The organism is Paenarthrobacter aurescens (genome assembly GCF_041549525.1).
GTDB lineage: Bacteria > Actinomycetota > Actinomycetes > Actinomycetales > Micrococcaceae > Arthrobacter > Arthrobacter aurescens.
Genome location: NZ_CP157456.1, coordinates 601,130 through 616,086 on the forward strand (window position 1 = coordinate 601,130; position 14,957 = coordinate 616,086).

17 protein-coding genes are annotated in these 14,957 nt (G+C 61.3%); 11 read left to right on the forward strand and 6 right to left on the reverse strand.

Annotated elements, in window-relative coordinates:
- Nucleotides 1-10 precede the first annotated feature (10 nt).
- The 11 genes from ABI796_RS02970 (at nucleotide 11) to ABI796_RS03020 (ending at nucleotide 9,601) form a co-directional block, all read left to right on the forward strand.
- A complete protein-coding gene (locus tag ABI796_RS02970) occupies nucleotides 11-1,369 on the forward strand; it encodes an HNH endonuclease signature motif containing protein (protein ID WP_141283309.1) in 1,359 nt (452 codons plus the stop codon).
- Nucleotides 1,370-1,769: 400 nt separating this feature from the next.
- Nucleotides 1,770-2,324: an RNA polymerase sigma factor gene (locus ABI796_RS02975; RefSeq protein ID WP_141283325.1), complete on the forward strand. Its 555-nt coding sequence runs from the start codon at nucleotides 1,770-1,772 to the stop codon at nucleotides 2,322-2,324.
- Nucleotides 2,321-3,298, forward strand: coding sequence for a hypothetical protein (locus ABI796_RS02980; RefSeq protein WP_141283308.1), 978 nt, complete (start codon nucleotides 2,321-2,323; stop codon nucleotides 3,296-3,298). Before ABI796_RS02975 ends, ABI796_RS02980 begins: the two co-directional genes overlap by 4 nt.
- Before the next feature lie 119 nt (nucleotides 3,299-3,417).
- A complete protein-coding gene (locus tag ABI796_RS02985) occupies nucleotides 3,418-3,843 on the forward strand; it encodes a CoA-binding protein (RefSeq protein WP_141283307.1) in 426 nt (141 codons plus the stop codon).
- A gap of 63 nt (nucleotides 3,844-3,906) precedes the next feature.
- A complete protein-coding gene (locus ABI796_RS02990; RefSeq protein ID WP_141283306.1) occupies nucleotides 3,907-4,788 on the forward strand; it encodes a polysaccharide deacetylase family protein in 882 nt (293 codons plus the stop codon).
- Nucleotides 4,789-4,845: 57 nt separating this feature from the next.
- Nucleotides 4,846-5,256: an MmcQ/YjbR family DNA-binding protein gene (locus ABI796_RS02995; protein WP_141283305.1), complete on the forward strand. Its 411-nt coding sequence runs from the start codon at nucleotides 4,846-4,848 to the stop codon at nucleotides 5,254-5,256.
- 95 nt (nucleotides 5,257-5,351) lie between these two features.
- Nucleotides 5,352-5,609, forward strand: coding sequence for a hypothetical protein (locus ABI796_RS03000; RefSeq protein ID WP_141283304.1), 258 nt, complete (start codon nucleotides 5,352-5,354; stop codon nucleotides 5,607-5,609).
- A 177-nt stretch (nucleotides 5,610-5,786) separates the two neighbouring features.
- Nucleotides 5,787-7,199, forward strand: coding sequence for an N-acetylglucosamine/diacetylchitobiose ABC transporter substrate-binding protein (gene ngcE / locus ABI796_RS03005; RefSeq protein ID WP_141283303.1), 1,413 nt, complete (start codon nucleotides 5,787-5,789; stop codon nucleotides 7,197-7,199).
- 5 nt (nucleotides 7,200-7,204) lie between these two features.
- Complete coding sequence (locus ABI796_RS03010) at nucleotides 7,205-8,221, forward strand: carbohydrate ABC transporter permease (protein WP_141283302.1); 1,017 nt, start codon at nucleotides 7,205-7,207, stop codon at nucleotides 8,219-8,221.
- Complete coding sequence (locus tag ABI796_RS03015) at nucleotides 8,221-9,114, forward strand: carbohydrate ABC transporter permease (protein WP_141283301.1); 894 nt, start codon at nucleotides 8,221-8,223, stop codon at nucleotides 9,112-9,114. The genes ABI796_RS03010 and ABI796_RS03015 overlap by 1 nt, the downstream gene beginning before the upstream one ends.
- Nucleotides 9,115-9,280: 166 nt before the next feature.
- Nucleotides 9,281-9,601 carry a putative quinol monooxygenase gene (locus ABI796_RS03020; protein WP_141283300.1) on the forward strand — a complete coding sequence of 107 codons (321 nt, stop codon included), beginning with the start codon at nucleotides 9,281-9,283 and terminating at the stop codon, nucleotides 9,599-9,601.
- A 12-nt stretch (nucleotides 9,602-9,613) separates the two neighbouring features.
- Here the strand turns inward: ABI796_RS03020 and ABI796_RS03025 are convergent, their stop codons facing one another.
- Genes ABI796_RS03025 through ABI796_RS03050 form a run of 6 tightly spaced genes read right to left on the reverse strand, consistent with a single transcriptional unit; the run spans nucleotide 9,614 to nucleotide 14,883 of the window.
- A complete protein-coding gene (locus ABI796_RS03025; RefSeq protein ID WP_141283299.1) occupies nucleotides 9,614-10,138 on the reverse strand; it encodes a flavin reductase family protein in 525 nt (174 codons plus the stop codon).
- Nucleotide 10,139: 1 nt separating this feature from the next.
- On the reverse strand, nucleotides 10,140-10,511 hold the full coding sequence (locus ABI796_RS03030; protein ID WP_141283298.1) for a cupin domain-containing protein: 372 nt from the start codon (nucleotides 10,509-10,511) through the stop codon (nucleotides 10,140-10,142).
- 2 nt (nucleotides 10,512-10,513) lie between these two features.
- Entirely contained in the window at nucleotides 10,514-12,001 is a 1,488-nt protein-coding gene (locus ABI796_RS03035) for a 4-hydroxyphenylacetate 3-hydroxylase family protein (RefSeq protein WP_141283297.1), read from the reverse strand.
- A complete protein-coding gene (locus tag ABI796_RS03040) occupies nucleotides 11,998-12,684 on the reverse strand; it encodes a DUF2848 family protein (RefSeq protein WP_141283296.1) in 687 nt (228 codons plus the stop codon). The genes ABI796_RS03035 and ABI796_RS03040 overlap by 4 nt, the downstream gene beginning before the upstream one ends.
- A gap of 40 nt (nucleotides 12,685-12,724) precedes the next feature.
- Complete coding sequence (locus tag ABI796_RS03045) at nucleotides 12,725-13,519, reverse strand: carbon-nitrogen family hydrolase (RefSeq protein WP_141283295.1); 795 nt, start codon at nucleotides 13,517-13,519, stop codon at nucleotides 12,725-12,727.
- Nucleotides 13,516-14,883 carry an MFS transporter gene (locus ABI796_RS03050; RefSeq protein ID WP_141283294.1) on the reverse strand — a complete coding sequence of 456 codons (1,368 nt, stop codon included), beginning with the start codon at nucleotides 14,881-14,883 and terminating at the stop codon, nucleotides 13,516-13,518. The genes ABI796_RS03045 and ABI796_RS03050 overlap by 4 nt, the downstream gene beginning before the upstream one ends.
- Nucleotides 14,884-14,957: the final 74 nt, after the last annotated feature.

A 14,957-nucleotide genomic window follows, 5' to 3' on the forward strand; every position in this document is an offset into this window, starting at 1 on the left:
TTGTTGATTCATGGAGCGGATTGGGGAGAGTCGGGCGGGGGCAGGGGTTTCTCGTGCGCTTGTACCTGCCGCTGCGGCGAACGTTCAGCTTGGTGCTGCTCGCCCGAACTCTGTGAGTGGGGGTTTGGTTGAGCAGTTGCGGGTGTTGGAGGAGATGAAGTCGGCTATTACTGCGTTGCAGGCGCGGGTTGCTGTGGCTTTTGATCTTGCTCAGCGGGTTGAGCAGGCTGAGGCCGGTGTTCCTGCGGCTGAGCGCGGCCAAGGGGTGGGTGCTCAGGTGGCGTTGGCGCGTCGGGAATCCCCTAACCGTGGGTCGCGGTTGCTTGGTTTGGCGAAGGCTTTGGTGGTGGAGATGCCGCGGACTATGGCGGCGTTGCAGGCCGGGCTCTTGAATGAGTGGCGTGCCACGCTGCTGGTGAAGGAGACGGCCTGCCTGAGTGTTGAGGATCGGGCTGCGGTTGATGAGGAACTCGCCGCGGATACGGGAACGTTTGACGGGAAGGGTGACAAGGCGATTGTCGCGGCGGCGAAGGCTGCTGCGTATCGTCGTGATCCGCGGTCCGTGGCGGGGCGTGCTGCCCGTGCAGCGTCTGAGCGGATGGTGAGTTTGCGTCCGGCGCCGGACACCATGACGTATTTGACGGCGCTGTTGCCGGTGGCCCAGGGAGTGGCCGTCTATAAAGCACTGACCCGGGCGGCTGATTCGGCCCGTTCCAGCGGGGACGCTGGTTCGGGTGGTGCTTCCGGTTCAGGTAGTTCTGTCCCGACGCGCGGCCAGGTCATGGCCGACACCCTGGTGGAGCGGGTGACGGGGACCCCGGGCGGGTTTTCGGGGATCAACCTGGATCTGGTGATGACGGACAGGACCCTGTTCCAGGGCGACAGTGAACCGGCACGGCTTCAGGGATACGGGATCGTCCCAGCGGAGTGGGGGAGAACTGTTGTTGCGGAGCAGGCAACGCCGGATGCGGAGCTCACCGTCTGGCTTCGTCGACTGTACACGGCGCCGGGCACGGGAGAACTCCTCGCCACGGATTCGAAGGCCCGGCTTTTCACCGGCCGGTTGAGGCGGTTCATCGAGACCAGGGATGCGACGTGTCGGACGCCGTATTGTGATGCGCCCATCCGGCATATTGATCATGTGGTGTCCTGGAATTCCGGCGGGAAAACGAACCCTTCGAACGGCGCAGGGCTGTGCGAAGCCTGCAACCACACCAAAGAACACCCCGGGTGGACTGCCACAACGCTCCACGGGAAATCACACGCGGGCGCTCATGGCGTGCACACCCTGGAAATCAGCACCCCCACCGGCCACACGTACCAATCCAAAGCCCCACCCCTGCCAGGACACCACCCCATAAGAACCTAGACAGCCCGCCAGCAGAACACAGAACCCCGCCACGGTAAGCACGCGGCTGAAGGGTGCCGCTGCCCTGCCCGGATGTGCCGTTGAAAAAGTTTTCAAAAAAACTTTGTACCCCGCGTAACCCTTTGGGGTGCCGTGACGATTACGTCATTGAAAGGGCCGAGCTGGAATTTGTCCCCCATCATGTTCCAGCTCGGTTCTTCCTTGTCTGCGGGGAGTTTGCGCAGGAGTTTGTCTGCGGGAGTTTGCGCGGGAGTTTGCGTCCGAACAGGTAAGACGGACAGCGGGTCTTTCCATGGAAGGCCGGGTCAAGCGGTTACCCTAGGTGGGGTCGTCCGTTGGTGACAAGGCGGACGTCCAGGCCCAAGCAACGGACCTGCCGCCGATCGAAAGCCTCATTCCTGTGACGGACGCATTGACCGATGAAGCGCTACATGCACTCAAGGGCAATAACGCGGAACTGTTCGGCGCCGTTTACCAGGCGTACGCCGGCCAGGTTCTTGGATATCTGACGGCCAAAGGCGTCTCAGACCCGGAAGCAGTGACCCAGGATGTTTTCCTTGCCGTCCTGCCCCGCCTGGATGACATCAGCGGCGGGGTTCATGGCCTCCGGACCTTCATTTTCTCGGTTGCTCATGCCCGCATGGTGGATGAGCATCGGAAGCAAAGCAGGTCTCCGGAACACCACGAGTTCGAGCCCGACCGGGACACTCGGGAAGTGAGTTCCGCAGAGACCGAAGCCATGGGACTTCTGGCACCCAAGGAAGTCATGAAACTTCTGGATTACCTTGGCGACGAGCAGCGGGAGGTCTTGACCCTCCGCATCGTGGCAGGCCTGACCGTTGAGCAGGTGGCCGACATCATGGGGAAATCCGCCGGGGCAGTGAAACAACTGCAGCGGCGGGCACTTATTACGCTCCGTGAGCATTCGGCTGTAAAGGAATACGTGTGTCCATGACGTACAGGGATAGTGAACGCGAAGCTATTGTGGACGAGCTCCTGCTCGACGCCGCCGCCTCCACTGATGATGCCGGCTCCACTGATTCTGCCGACGAAACTGACGTGCGGCAGATTCTTCTTGCCATTGGCTCCTTCGCGGACTTTGCGGCCCCAGCCCCGGGTGCGGAGCTTTCCGCCATGCTGGACGGCCCGCATGATGAACTCAGTAAACGCCGCTGGAGGCATAAGCACCGCACAGCCGTAGTCAGCGTTGCTGTGGTGGCAGCGATGGGGCTGGGCGTCAGTGGGGTTGCCGCGGCGAGTTCCGGATTTACGCGCAACCCGTCTTTCCTGGATGAGCTGTTGGGCAACGTCCGTCCCCAGCCAGCTGCCGCCGAATCCGTTCTGCCCGTTCCGGACGCACCGCGCGTCACTACCGAACCAGCACCCGTGGATCCTGCAGCGATTCCACCCGCCGTACCTGGTGAAACCCAGGCACAGGCAACCGCGGAGGCGCAGGCCGCGCTTCCCAGCCAGGCAAAGGCGCCGAACCTGGTTCCAGCGCCCGCGAATGCTTCGGATCAGTCTGCGCCCGGCCCTGCCGACATCGCTCCCGGCCCTGCCGACAGCACTCCCGGGCCCGGCCACAGCAATCCCGGTCCCGCTCAAAGTAACCCCTCAGCCGGAAAGACGACACAGAGCGACGCTTTACCGGGCAGCCTCCCGCCGGGGAATGCCAACCAGCCGAATACTGCGCCCAACCTGACCCTGAGCCCGCAGGAAAAGCCTGGATCCGGCAAGGAAGAGAAGCAGCAAGCCATCAGACCTGATGCATCCCTCCATGGTGATGGGAAGCCGGCCAAAACCAAGCCCGGCTCAGATGGCGCCAAGCCCGGACACCTGCCTCGGGTCCCCAGCAACGAGCGGGCTGATGACAAAGGCCAGGGCTCCGAGGATCAGTTGAAGCAGTGGCTCAAACGCGGAGACCGCTAGGGGCTTCCCGCCTAGTCCGGCCAGATGCAATCCGCCATGGAAGCGGGCCTGGGCTTAATGCCTTTGTATGCAGAATATTCGGCAAAGGGGGCAAAAGCAGCCGGGAGTAAGCTTGGGTCATGATGCAAGTCAACGATCCGGCCGTCGTGGAGCGGTTGATGCGAACAAAGGGCACTTGGGCCATTGTTGGACTCAGTACCAATCAGTGGCGCTCCGCATACGACGTCTCGCTCTACGTCCGGGACAAGATGGGCATGGAGATCATCCCCGTCAACCTCAAGGGTGAGAATGTGCACGGCGAGAAGGGGTACACGTCCCTCGCGGACATTCCCGAGGCCCGGCACCCCATCGATGTTGTTGACTGCTTCGTCAATTCCCAACGCGTGGGGGCGGTGATTGACCAAGCGATCGCCATTGGCGCCAAGGCGGTGTGGCTTCAGCTGGGGGTCTTTGACGACGACGCCGTGCAGCGCGCACGCGACGCCGGACTGGACGTTGTGGTCAATTCATGCCCGGCACGCGAAGGCTGGCACTACGGCCTGTGATTGCCGTTTCGATTCCTCTGCTAGATTGCAGCTGAATCATTTTTTGAGTCTTGGGGGACAACCATGTTCGGCGGCCATTCTTCGGTGCCTTTTTCCACTCCCAGCAGGCGGGCCGTCTTCAGTGTTTTAGGCGCCTCAGTGGTGGCCGGCCTGACAGCGTGCACCTCGGCGGAAAGTTCGACGCCGGGGCAGACTTCCGGTGGCTCGTCCGCGCCGCCCGAGGTGCCGGGGCCCAACGGTGCGCTCGCCGTGGGCGGCGAGGTGCCGACGTCGTCCGCTTCTCCGACGCCCACGCCCGCCCCCGCCAAGCGAATCCGGCGTACGTTCATCCCGGACTATCAGTTGCCGCCGATCGTGGGTGGGTTGGCGCCGGTGATCACCAGGATCCAGACCAAGCATCCAGTGGTGTTCCTGACCATTGATGACGGCAACATCAAAACGCCTGAGTCGATCAAGCTTATGGCAGAGTACGACTACCCCTCGTCACTGTTCCTCACCAGGGACACTGTGGCGGACAACCCGGCGTTCTTCAACGCGTTCAAAGCCCAGGGCAGTTTGATCGAGAACCACACCGTCACGCACAACATCAACATGGTGCGGCAGTGGGGCTATCAGCAGCAGCTCAATGACATGGTGGGAATGCAGGAGTACGCATTCCAGCACTACGGCCGGCGGCCCACCCTGTTCCGTCCCCCGGGAGGGGCTTACTCGGATGTGATGCGCAAAGCCGTGGCCGACGCCGGAATGAAGGCGATAGTTACCTGGGAGGCCAAAGCGAACGCTGGGAAGATGGACTACCAGGTGGGCAATTCCCTGCGTCCCGGCGATATTGTGCTCATGCATTTCCGGGCTGAGTTTGCCGCCGACCTCGCGGCCTTCCGGGCTGCCCAGTTGGCTGCAGGGCTCGAAGTGGTGCTGCTGGAAGATTTCCTGGGCGTAGCGTAGGCGCTGCCTCGGGCGAGGGGCGTGGTGGCTGCCCCTGAGCGCCAGTAGGCTCTCCCCATGGATGTTCCTACCCTCCGTGAAATTTGCCTCAGCTTCCCCGGCGCGTTCGAGGACTTTCCATTTGGCCCTGAAACCTCCGTGTTCAAGGTGCGTTCCGTCGTCGCTGGTGGTTCACGTCAGGAAGCCAAAATGTTCGCGCTCTCCACCATGGATCCGAATAACTGGTCCGTGAGCCTCAAATGCGAGCCGGCGCTGGCTGAGCAACTCCGGGCAGCAAACCCGGAAATCACCGGTGCGTGGCATATGAACAAGACCCACTGGAACGGCGTCCGGCTGGATGGGGCTCTTTCTGACGGCATGATCCGGGACATGGTGGAGGACTCCTATGACCTGGTGGTGGCCACCCTTAGCCGGAAACAACAGGAGCAACTTGGCTGGGCGCGGCTCGCGAAACCGCAGGGCAGCTGACACGCCCGCAAAGCCCTCCCCACGGCGCTGACATGGGGCTAGATTGATACTGCATACCTTAAGACCTCAGCCACGTGCTGGTCAGGAGCGGTTTGATGCTGGATCAGAAGACGCTGGCCTCCCAAGCCTTCGCAGCTGCCTCCGCTCCCCATGATGAGTGGTCCGGGCGCCCGATGATCGAAGTGCGCGAACGCCCGGGCTTGTTTCCGGGGCGTGAAAAACGCCTCACTGGAGCCTTGGAAATCTTCCCGAGCGCCCAACAATGGCCGGTACCACTGGGATCCGACGGGCAAGGCCCCACCGCCCGGCAGGCGATCACGGAGTGCGGAAAGACCCTCGCAGACGGCCCGTAGAAAGATCACGCTTTGACAAATGTTGATCGAAAGTGCCAAGAAAGATTGATTTTCGATCATTCCTGGTGAATTATGTCACAGAAGGTTGGTGCTGCCAGAGCGCCAACCCAGACTGTCTGACTGACCGGCCTTCCCGCCGCAACAGTTGGGCACTACGAGTCACTGGAGGGTTTAGAAATGAACGTTCAGCACCAGTCCGTCGGTCGCCGTGGATTCCTGCGCGGGGCACTCGCAGCAGCCGTGCTCGTGCCCATGGGGGGAACCATTGCGTCCTGTGCCGCGGGTGGCGGCGGTGGCACTGCCGCAGGCCCCACAGGCACCGTCTCCGATACCAACCCGTTTGGCATGGCTGACAAGGCGGCCCTCGACGCCGTGATCTTCAAGGGTGGCTACGGCATCGACTACGTCGAGTTCGCCGGCAAGATCTTCGAGAAGACACACGAGGGCTCCACTGCCAAGATTTCCCCGTCCACGGACATCGCGCAGGAACTTCAGCCGCGCTTCGTCGGTGGCAACCCGCCGGACCTGATCGATAACTCCGGCGCGAAGGCGATCGGTTTCAGCACCATCCTTGCCCAGCTTGAAGACCTCACCAGCGTTGTGGAGGCCAAGAACCTTGAGGGCAAGGTCATCAAGGACACCCTGTACACCGGCGTACTGGCTCCAGGCACCTTCGACGGCAAGCTTGCCGCCCTGAACTACGTGCTGACCGTCTTCGCCGTGTGGTACTCGGACTCCCTCCTCAAGGAAAACGGCTGGACTGTTCCCAAGACCTGGGATGAAATGTACGCCTTGGGCGAGCAGGCCAAAGCCAAGGGCAAGTACCTCTTCGTCTGGGGCAAGGAAGCAGCCACGTATTACCAGGAACTGGCAATCGCCTCGGCAATCAAGGAAGGCGGCGACGAAGTCCGCCTCGGCCTGGAGAACCTCACAGCCGATTGCTGGTCCCACCCGGCCATCCAGTCCGTCTTCGCTGCAATGGAGAAGATCGTCAAGGCCGGCTTCTTCAAGCCCGGCGGTTCCGGCACCCAGTTCACGGCCGCCCAGGCACAGTGGAGCAACGCTCAGGAAGCCGTGTTCTACCCGTCCGGGTCCTGGATTGAAAACGAAATGAAGGACCAGACCAAGGCCGGCTTCAACATGATGGGCGCCCCGGCACCGTCCGTAAGTGCCAGCCCCAAGATGCCGCAGACCGCACTTCACAGTGCTGCCGGCGAGCCCTTCATTGTTCCGAGCCAAGGCAAGAACGCTGCCGGTGGCAAGGAACTTCTCCGGATCATGCTGTCCAAGGAAGCTGCCACCAACTTCGCCAAGACCAAGCTCGCACCCACCATCGTCAAGGACACCGTCCCGGCCGATGGCTTCGGTTCCACAGCCCTGGTTTCGCAAACGAAGATGCTCAGCGATGCCGGCGAGGACATTTACACCTGGAACTTCATTGACCTTTACGGCACCAACAAGGACCAGCTGGTTGTCTGGAACACCTTCCTGGACGGCAAGTCCGACGTCGCCACCCTCACCTCCGCCCTGCAGAACATCTCGGACAAAGTCCGTAACGACAGCTCGGTCAAGAAGATCGAAGTGAAGTGACCTCAGTGAAAACTCAGCAGAGCCGGAACGACGACGGCCTGGCCGCCGTCGTTCCGGCGACGGCCCCACCGCAAGTGGTGAGGCGGCGGCGTAAGCCATTGACATGGGACAAGGTCAGTTTCTTCGCGGTGTTCCTCGGGCTGCCGCTGGCGATCTACCTGCTGTTCGTGATTTGGCCGTTCATCCAGGCATTCGGATATTCGCTGACGGACTGGTCCGGGTTCTCGCCCAACCAGAACTTCATCGGCCTGGACAACTACGTGAAGATCTTTACCGACGACATCTTCATGAAGGCGATGTCCAACAACATCCTCCTGGTCATCTTCCTCCCCATCATCACTATCATCCTGAGCCTGGTCCTTGCCTCGCTGGTGACTGTGGGCGGGAGCAGCAAGGGCCAGATCAAGGGTTTGCGCAACTCCAGCTTCTACCGTGTGGTCTCCTTCTTCCCGTACACCATTCCCGCCGTAGCGATCGGCATCATGTGGGGTCAGATCTATGATCCTTCCGGTGGTTTGCTCAATGGCATCCTGACCGGCCTTGGCTTGGACCAGTTCAAGGACTTCGCATGGTTGGGTGATAAGAACACCGCCATGATCGCAACCATGTTCGTCATTGTGTGGGGCTTTGTTGGCTTCTACATGGTCCTGTTCGTGGCCGGTATCAAAGGTATTCCCGCTGAACTTTTTGAGGCTGCAAGGATTGATGGCGCCGGTCGCTTCCGCACCGCTGTGTCCATCACCATCCCTTTGATACGGGACAACATCCAGACCGCCTACATCTACATGGGCATCCTGGCGCTGGACGCGTTCGTTTACATGGCTGCACTGAACTCCGGCGGTGGTCCGGACAACTCCACGCTGGTTATGGCCCAGCAGCTGTTCTTCACGGCATTCAGCAAGGGGCAGTTCGGTCTCGCCAGCGCCATGGGCGTTGTGTTGGCCATTGCCACGCTGATCTTCTCCGGCTTGGTATTCCTGGTGAACCGGCTCACCGGCGGAGATAAGGATGTGAGCCTGTAATGACAACCAAAGTCACAACCCCGGAAATGAAGTCGTTGCACTTCCAGCCCCGAACCCCGGCAACCACGCCCGGTGACAAGGTGGTGGGAGCGGTCTCGCACGGTGCCCTGACCATTTGGACACTGATCGTCATCCTTCCGCTCCTGTGGACGTTCATGTCCTCCTTCAAGACCTCCAGCGAGATCTTTGCTTCGCCGTTCTCCTTGCCCAGCGAATGGAAGCTGGACAACTACATCAAGGCCTGGAGCGACGCCGGAATAGGCAGCGCCTTCCTCAACTCGATCATCGTGGTTGCAGTGGCGCTGGTGATTGTCATGGTCCTTGGCGCCATGTGCGCTTATGTGCTGGCCCGCTACACCTTCCCGGGCAGCAGGGCCATCTACTACCTGATGCTCGCGGGCCTGACGTTCCCGATCTTCCTGGCCATGGTGCCGCTGTTCTTCGTCCTGAAGAACATGGGCCTCCTGAACACCCTGCCGGGACTCATCCTGGTGTACGTGGGCTTCGCGCTCCCGTTCACGGTGTTCTTCCTGTTCTCCTTCTTCAAGTCGCTGCCGCACGAAATCACTGAAGCAGCGGCACTGGACGGTGCAGGGGAGTGGCGGACGTTCTTCCAGGTGATGCTGCCCATGGCCAAGCCGGGCCTCGCCTCGGTTGCTATCTTCAACTTCCTGGGCCTGTGGAACCAGTTCCTGATTCCCGTATCCATCAACGCCGCCGGTCCGCGCGTTCTCTCGCAGGAACTTGCGGCCTTCGCCGGCCAGATGGGCTATGCGGTGGACTACGGCGCACTGTTCGCGGCGGTCAGCGTCACGGTTATTCCGGTGCTCATTGTCTACGTGATCTTCCAGCGTCAGCTGCAAGGGTCCGTATCGCAGGGCACCTCGAAGTAGTACAAGCACGCTAAAACAGCGTTCGACGGCGGTCCGCACCTTTTGGTGCGGGCCGCCGTCGGGTTTTGTACAGCTCCCGCCCTTTAGAAGGCCGGTTAAGGGCATTTCCTGTACAAAAACTCTGTCAGGATGGAACAGATTCTGTAGTGCAACGAAAGGCAGTCCCGTGATCTTCATTGTGGTCAAGTTCAACGTCAAGCCCGACTGGTCAGAGCGCTGGCTGGACCTGGTGGCCGATTTCACCAAGGCCACCCGCGAGGAGCCGGGCAACCTGTGGTTCGACTGGTCCCGCAGTGTGGAGAACCCCAACGAGTTCGTCCTGGTGGAAGCTTTCCAGGATGACGCCGCTGAGGCCCACGTGAACAGTGCTCACTTCAAGAAGGCCATGGACGTCATGCCGCAGGCCCTCGTGGAGACTCCCCACATCATCAGCCGCCAGTTTGAAGGCAGCGGCTGGGATCGCATGGGTGAGCTGACCATCGGGTAGTCCTTACACTTCTCAGAACATCCAGGGGATTTCTGCGTGGCCGAAGTCGCTGAACGAGCCGAAGCGGCCGGCCTTGAATGCCAGCACCTCGCCGTCCCGGTCCCGGCACGTGGTGACCTGGCCGAAAAAGACCTGGTGGTCTCCGACGTCGTACTGCTGCACCACCGTGCAGTCCGCCTGGGCAAGCGCGCCCTTGATGACCGGAAGCCCGCTATCGGTGACGTCGAAATCTCCCTCGCTGAATCGGTCCCCACCACGGACAGCGAACCGCCGGGCCACTGACTCCTGCTTGGCGCCGAGAATGGAGACAGCGAACTTGCCGCTGGCCATCAAGGCCTCACCGGTCCGGGTTCCGAAGTTCAGCGAGATCATCAGGATGGGCGGTTCCAGGCTGATGGAGGTCAGCGAGCTGATGGTCATTCCGTACAGCTCATCATCGTGCTTGGTGGTGACCACAGCCACGCCGGTGAGGAATCGTCCCATGGCGCGGCGCATCCCCATGGCGTCCGGGATGGTGAAGGCTGGTGCAAGGCTCATGTCAGTTGCTCCGCTCCGTGTGTGCTGGATCTGTGTAGTACCGGACCTCGAACATCTTGGCGCCGTGCTCGGAAACCCACGGACCGTGTTCCATTCCGGGAGGCCGGGTTGCCCAGTCGCCGGCCTTGAAGGTCTTGCCCAGGCGCTGGTCCACAAACGAGCCCTCGAAGATGAATACCTCTTCCCAGAATTCGTGTGTCAGGACGCCGTTGGGGGAGGTGTCCGTTCCGGGCTCGAATTTGAGGATGCGGGTGACGCTGTCGTTCTCGGAATCCCGGGCGAGGATGGCTTCCGAGAGACCTTCAATGTGAGGGTTGCAGGGCGCGAAGTCCACCGAAGTTACAGGTGTGAACTCTACTTCGGGCTTTGCCATGGCTATGCTCCCTCCATGCCGGTGCCGGCCCCGTTGACCGTGCTGTCAACACTGTAGGAACCCAGGAATGTGTCCAGTTCCGCGACCAGTGCGTCATAGCCGTAATTCCGGTAGGTGTAGGCGCCGCGGACAACAAACGGGGCACCGGCGTAGAACATCTCGTACTGCTGATGGCGGCCGGCGAACTCCGAACCGATGATGTCCCAAGCGAGCTTGAAGAGCTTGACCCGCTCCTCGCTGGCCACACCGGGGGACTGAACATAGCGTTCCATGTCCGGTCGGGTCACGCTGCTGGTCATGTCCGCGATGCTGGACGGCAACTGCAGGACGCCCCCGCCCACCAGATCGCGCAGGATCGAGATCACGCGGGGATAGGTTTCGGACTGCAAGCCCATGGCTCCGTAAAGTGCGCTCTTTCCCGGGAGCCTCATGCCGGCGTCGTCCGTTGTTGCCGTGTACTCGGCGGCGAGGACGGCTGACTCAACGGACTGCACAATGGCGGCGAGTTCGCCCAGCTTCTCCTGGACGCCGGGGATCTTGTCCGTGCCGTTGACCTGCGTAACTTTGCGTGCCACCGAAGCGATGAACTTCAGCTTGGTGGAGAAGCGGATCTGGGCCTGCCAGTTGCCCAGGGCGTGGGCGCCGGTATCGAAGAACTGGCGGCGAAGGGTGTCGATGTTCCGGTTGATGAACACGCGGTCCCACGGAATGAGCACGTCGTCGAAAACTACCAAGGCGTCGGGCTCGTCGTAATGACTGGTCAGCGGGTAGTCGAACTCGCTGGTGGCAGCTGGAGCGAACGGGCGCCGGCAGTACAGCTTCAGTCCGTCGGTTGCCACCGGGATGGCGAAGCTGACCGCGAAGTCCACGTCGTCCGGGCCCAGGGGCTTGATGCAGGTGACAAAGACTTCGTCTGCAATGGCGGCGCCTGTAGCGAGCATCTGGGAACCGCGGACAATAATGCCTTCTTCGGTCTCACGGACGACGCCGACCTGCAGGTATTCGCCTTCCCAACCGGATGCTGTGGTTGCGCGGGAGACCTGCGGCGGAATGATCGCGTAGGACAGGTACAGATTCTCGGAGAGGACCTTCCTGTAGTACCGCTCAACATTCCCGGCGAAGTCGCGTTCCTCGTTCTTGAAGACGTCCGGATGGGAACCGAACGCGGCGAAGAATGTCCCGACGTGGTCGGGGCTGCGGCCTACCCATCCATGAGTGTGCTTGGCCCACTTTTCGATCGCCTGGCGGCGCAGGACCAGCTCCTCCTGCGTGCGGGGAGCGGCGAAGGTGCGGTTGGCGGGTCCGTTGATCTCTTCTGAGTGGAATTGCATGCCATTGGCTGGATCGGCAGCGATGTCGAACAGCTCGGCCATGGTCCGGGCGACGTTCGCGAAGGCCGGGTGCTCCAGGACGTGGCCGACTACCTCGCCGTCGAGGATCACTGTCCGGCCATCGTTCAGGGACTTCAAATACTGCTTTCCGGTTCTCATCGGAGTGAGCCTTTCTTGATTTTGTAGTTATGTTCAATGGTGGTCCCATTCGGGAAGGAGAGCTCCAACTTCCAGGAAGTTCCATCCACGAACTTTCCGTTCAGGAGCGGGAGGGTGCCGCCGAGGCACATAAAGTCAGCGTCGCCGATGTCGGTTCGAGCCAAAAGACGCCCGACGACGTCGGCCGGTTTGAGGAGGCCGCTCAGTGAACCCTCCTGGTACAGGACGCCGTCAACCCATGAGCGGGCTGTGCACTGGTCGAGATCCAGGTCTTCCAGTGACTCCACTGCGACCACTTCACTTGAAACGGGCTTGGGGCACGCCCTCTTTGATTCGCCGATGTCCCGGGCTTCGACCTCCCGGTCCGTGTGATCGGAGCCGATGCCGAGGTAGTACTTGCCGTCGTGGCGGATGTAGAGCGGCTCGATCTCCCCTGAGGTGAGGTTTTCCGATGTCTCGTGCTCACCGGAGGTCTCGAACAGGTCAGAGTCCATCCGGTAAAACATGGGAACCTCCGGTGGGGGAGCGACGCCGATGGCTGCCAGCTCATCGATGTGATGCTGGACTGCTTTGGGGTCGCGGCCTGTGTAACCGGCCACCACTGCGTGGAAGTTGGTAATGAGTATTGTCTTGTCGGTTCCCACCACCCTGAAAGTGAGGGGGACTTGCCTTGTGGTTTCCATTCCGTCTCTCCTTGGAGGGGCTCTAAGTTGCTGTCTGGGACTAAAGGCCGAGTGTGTTGTAGGCCGGAAGGCGGTCGCCAATGACGGGGAACTCGTTGCGGACTGCCTGCACCTGCTGGGGATCGATGTCCACCATCACCACGGTTTCGTCCGGACCCGCTTCTGCGATGACGTTGCCTCCCGGGTCCACCACTCTGCTGTGGCCGCCAAGCTCCACGCCTTGCTGGCTGCCGGCAGCGTTGCAGGCGATCACGAAGATCTGGTGTTCCAGCGCCCTGGCAGTGGTGAGCAGGCGCCAATGTTCCCGCCTCGCAGCGGGCCAGGCTGCGGGGACGATCACAATGTCCGCCCCTCGGGTGCTTAGCTCCATCCACAATCCGGGGAAGCGGAGGTCGTAACAGGTGATGCCGGCGACGGCTCCGAACGGCAGGGTTACTACAGGAAGTGAGGACCCGGCGGTGAGCAGGCTGGCCTCCTTGGACTGGTAGCCGAACACGTGGATCTTCCGGTAGGTGTGGACTACGTTGCCGTCCGGCCCCAGCAGAATGGAGGTGTTGCTGAGCCGGCCGTCCCCTCCGGCCTCGATGATGCTGCCAAAGTGAAGATGGACACCCAGCTCGGCAGCCACTCTTGAGCACATGGAGACTGTAGGTCCGTTCAACGTTTCGGCCAGGGTCTCGTAGTCATCGAAGTGGAAGTAGCCGGCGCTCCAGAGTTCAGGGAGCACGATCAGCTCTGCACCGTTGATGCCTCGAAGGATCGCCTCCACGCGATCGATCCGTTCCTCACGGGTTTCGGAGTCCGGGCTGGCCACCTGAACGAGTGCGATTTTCATGAAAGCTCCTTCTCCCGTCCGACGCTCAGGTCCTGGTCCAGGTCACTGAGCTTCAGACCCATGGTTTCCTTGGCGAACATCACCGAGACCATGGAGATCAGGCCCATGGCGGCGAGGTAGATGCCGATCGCATAGCCGGTGCCGAAAGCGCTGTAGAGCGCCAGGGCGATGATGGGGGACAACGAGCCGGCAATCAGCGATGCCAGGTTGTAGGAGACTGAGGTTCCGCTGTACCGGACATCCGTGGGGAACAGCTCGGAGAAGAACGCGCCGATCACTGAGCTGTACGCCGCGAAGATCAGCAGTCCTCCTACAGCTGCGGCGATGATGCCCCACACTTGGCCTGTGTTCAGAAGGAAGAAGAACGCGAACGCCCACACCATGGTGGCGATTGAGGCCCCAATCAGGATTGGCTTGCGGCCCACCTTGTCCGCGTAGACGGCGAGGATGGGAATGGCGACGACGGCGACGCCCTGGCCGATCATGACGGCCGTCAGTCCGGTCTGCCTTTGCAGCCCCATAATCTGAGTGACGTAGGTGATGATGAACAGCGAGTAGATGTAGAAGCCTGCGTTCTCGCCCATCCGGCTGCCGGTGGCAATGAGGATTTCGCGCCAGTTGCGGCGGAACAGGATGGTCAGCGGAAGCTTCCGTTCCTTGTTGCCTTCGGCTTCGCGCTTGCGCTGTGCTTCCTTGAACAGCGGGGTTTCCTGCACGTAGAGCCGCAGGATGAGGCCGATAACGACCAACAGCGCGGAGAGTCCAAACGCGATCCGCCAGCCCCATGCCAGGAATTCGCTCTCCGGCATGGTGGCGGCCAGGATGGCCAGGACGCCGGCGGCCATCAGGTTGCCGAGGGGCGGGCCCATGTTTGGCCAGGAGGACCAGAACGCACGGCGGGTGCTCTCGTTGCTGTGTTCGGAGACCAGAAGGACGGCGCCGCCCCACTCGCCGCCGAGGGCAAAACCTTGGATCAAGCGAAGCAACAAAAGAAGCAGCGGTGCAGCCAGGCCGATCGCTGCGTACGAGGGGATGAAAGCGATGAGGGTTGTAGCGACGCCCATGAGCATCAGGCTGGCAACCAACGTGGCCCGACGGCCGTGCTTGTCGCCGAGGTGTCCCAAAACTATTGCGCCGATGGGACGGGCAAGGAAGCCGGCCGCGAACGTTCCCAAGGCCAGCATGGTTCCTACCAAAGGATCGTCGGTGGGGAAGTAGAGCTTGTTGAATACCAGCGCGGCCGCGGTGCCGTACAGAAAGAAGTCATACCACTCGACGGCGGTGCCGGCGAGGCTCGAAGCAGCAACGACGGGCAGGCTGGAGTGCTTCTGTTGCCTCAGTTCTGCTTTCTTCAATTCGGTCATTGTTGGGTCCTTTTGCGGGGAGATTCCGGTGCGTGAGCGGTGTCACTAAGAAGACTGTAGACGAGTTGTATACA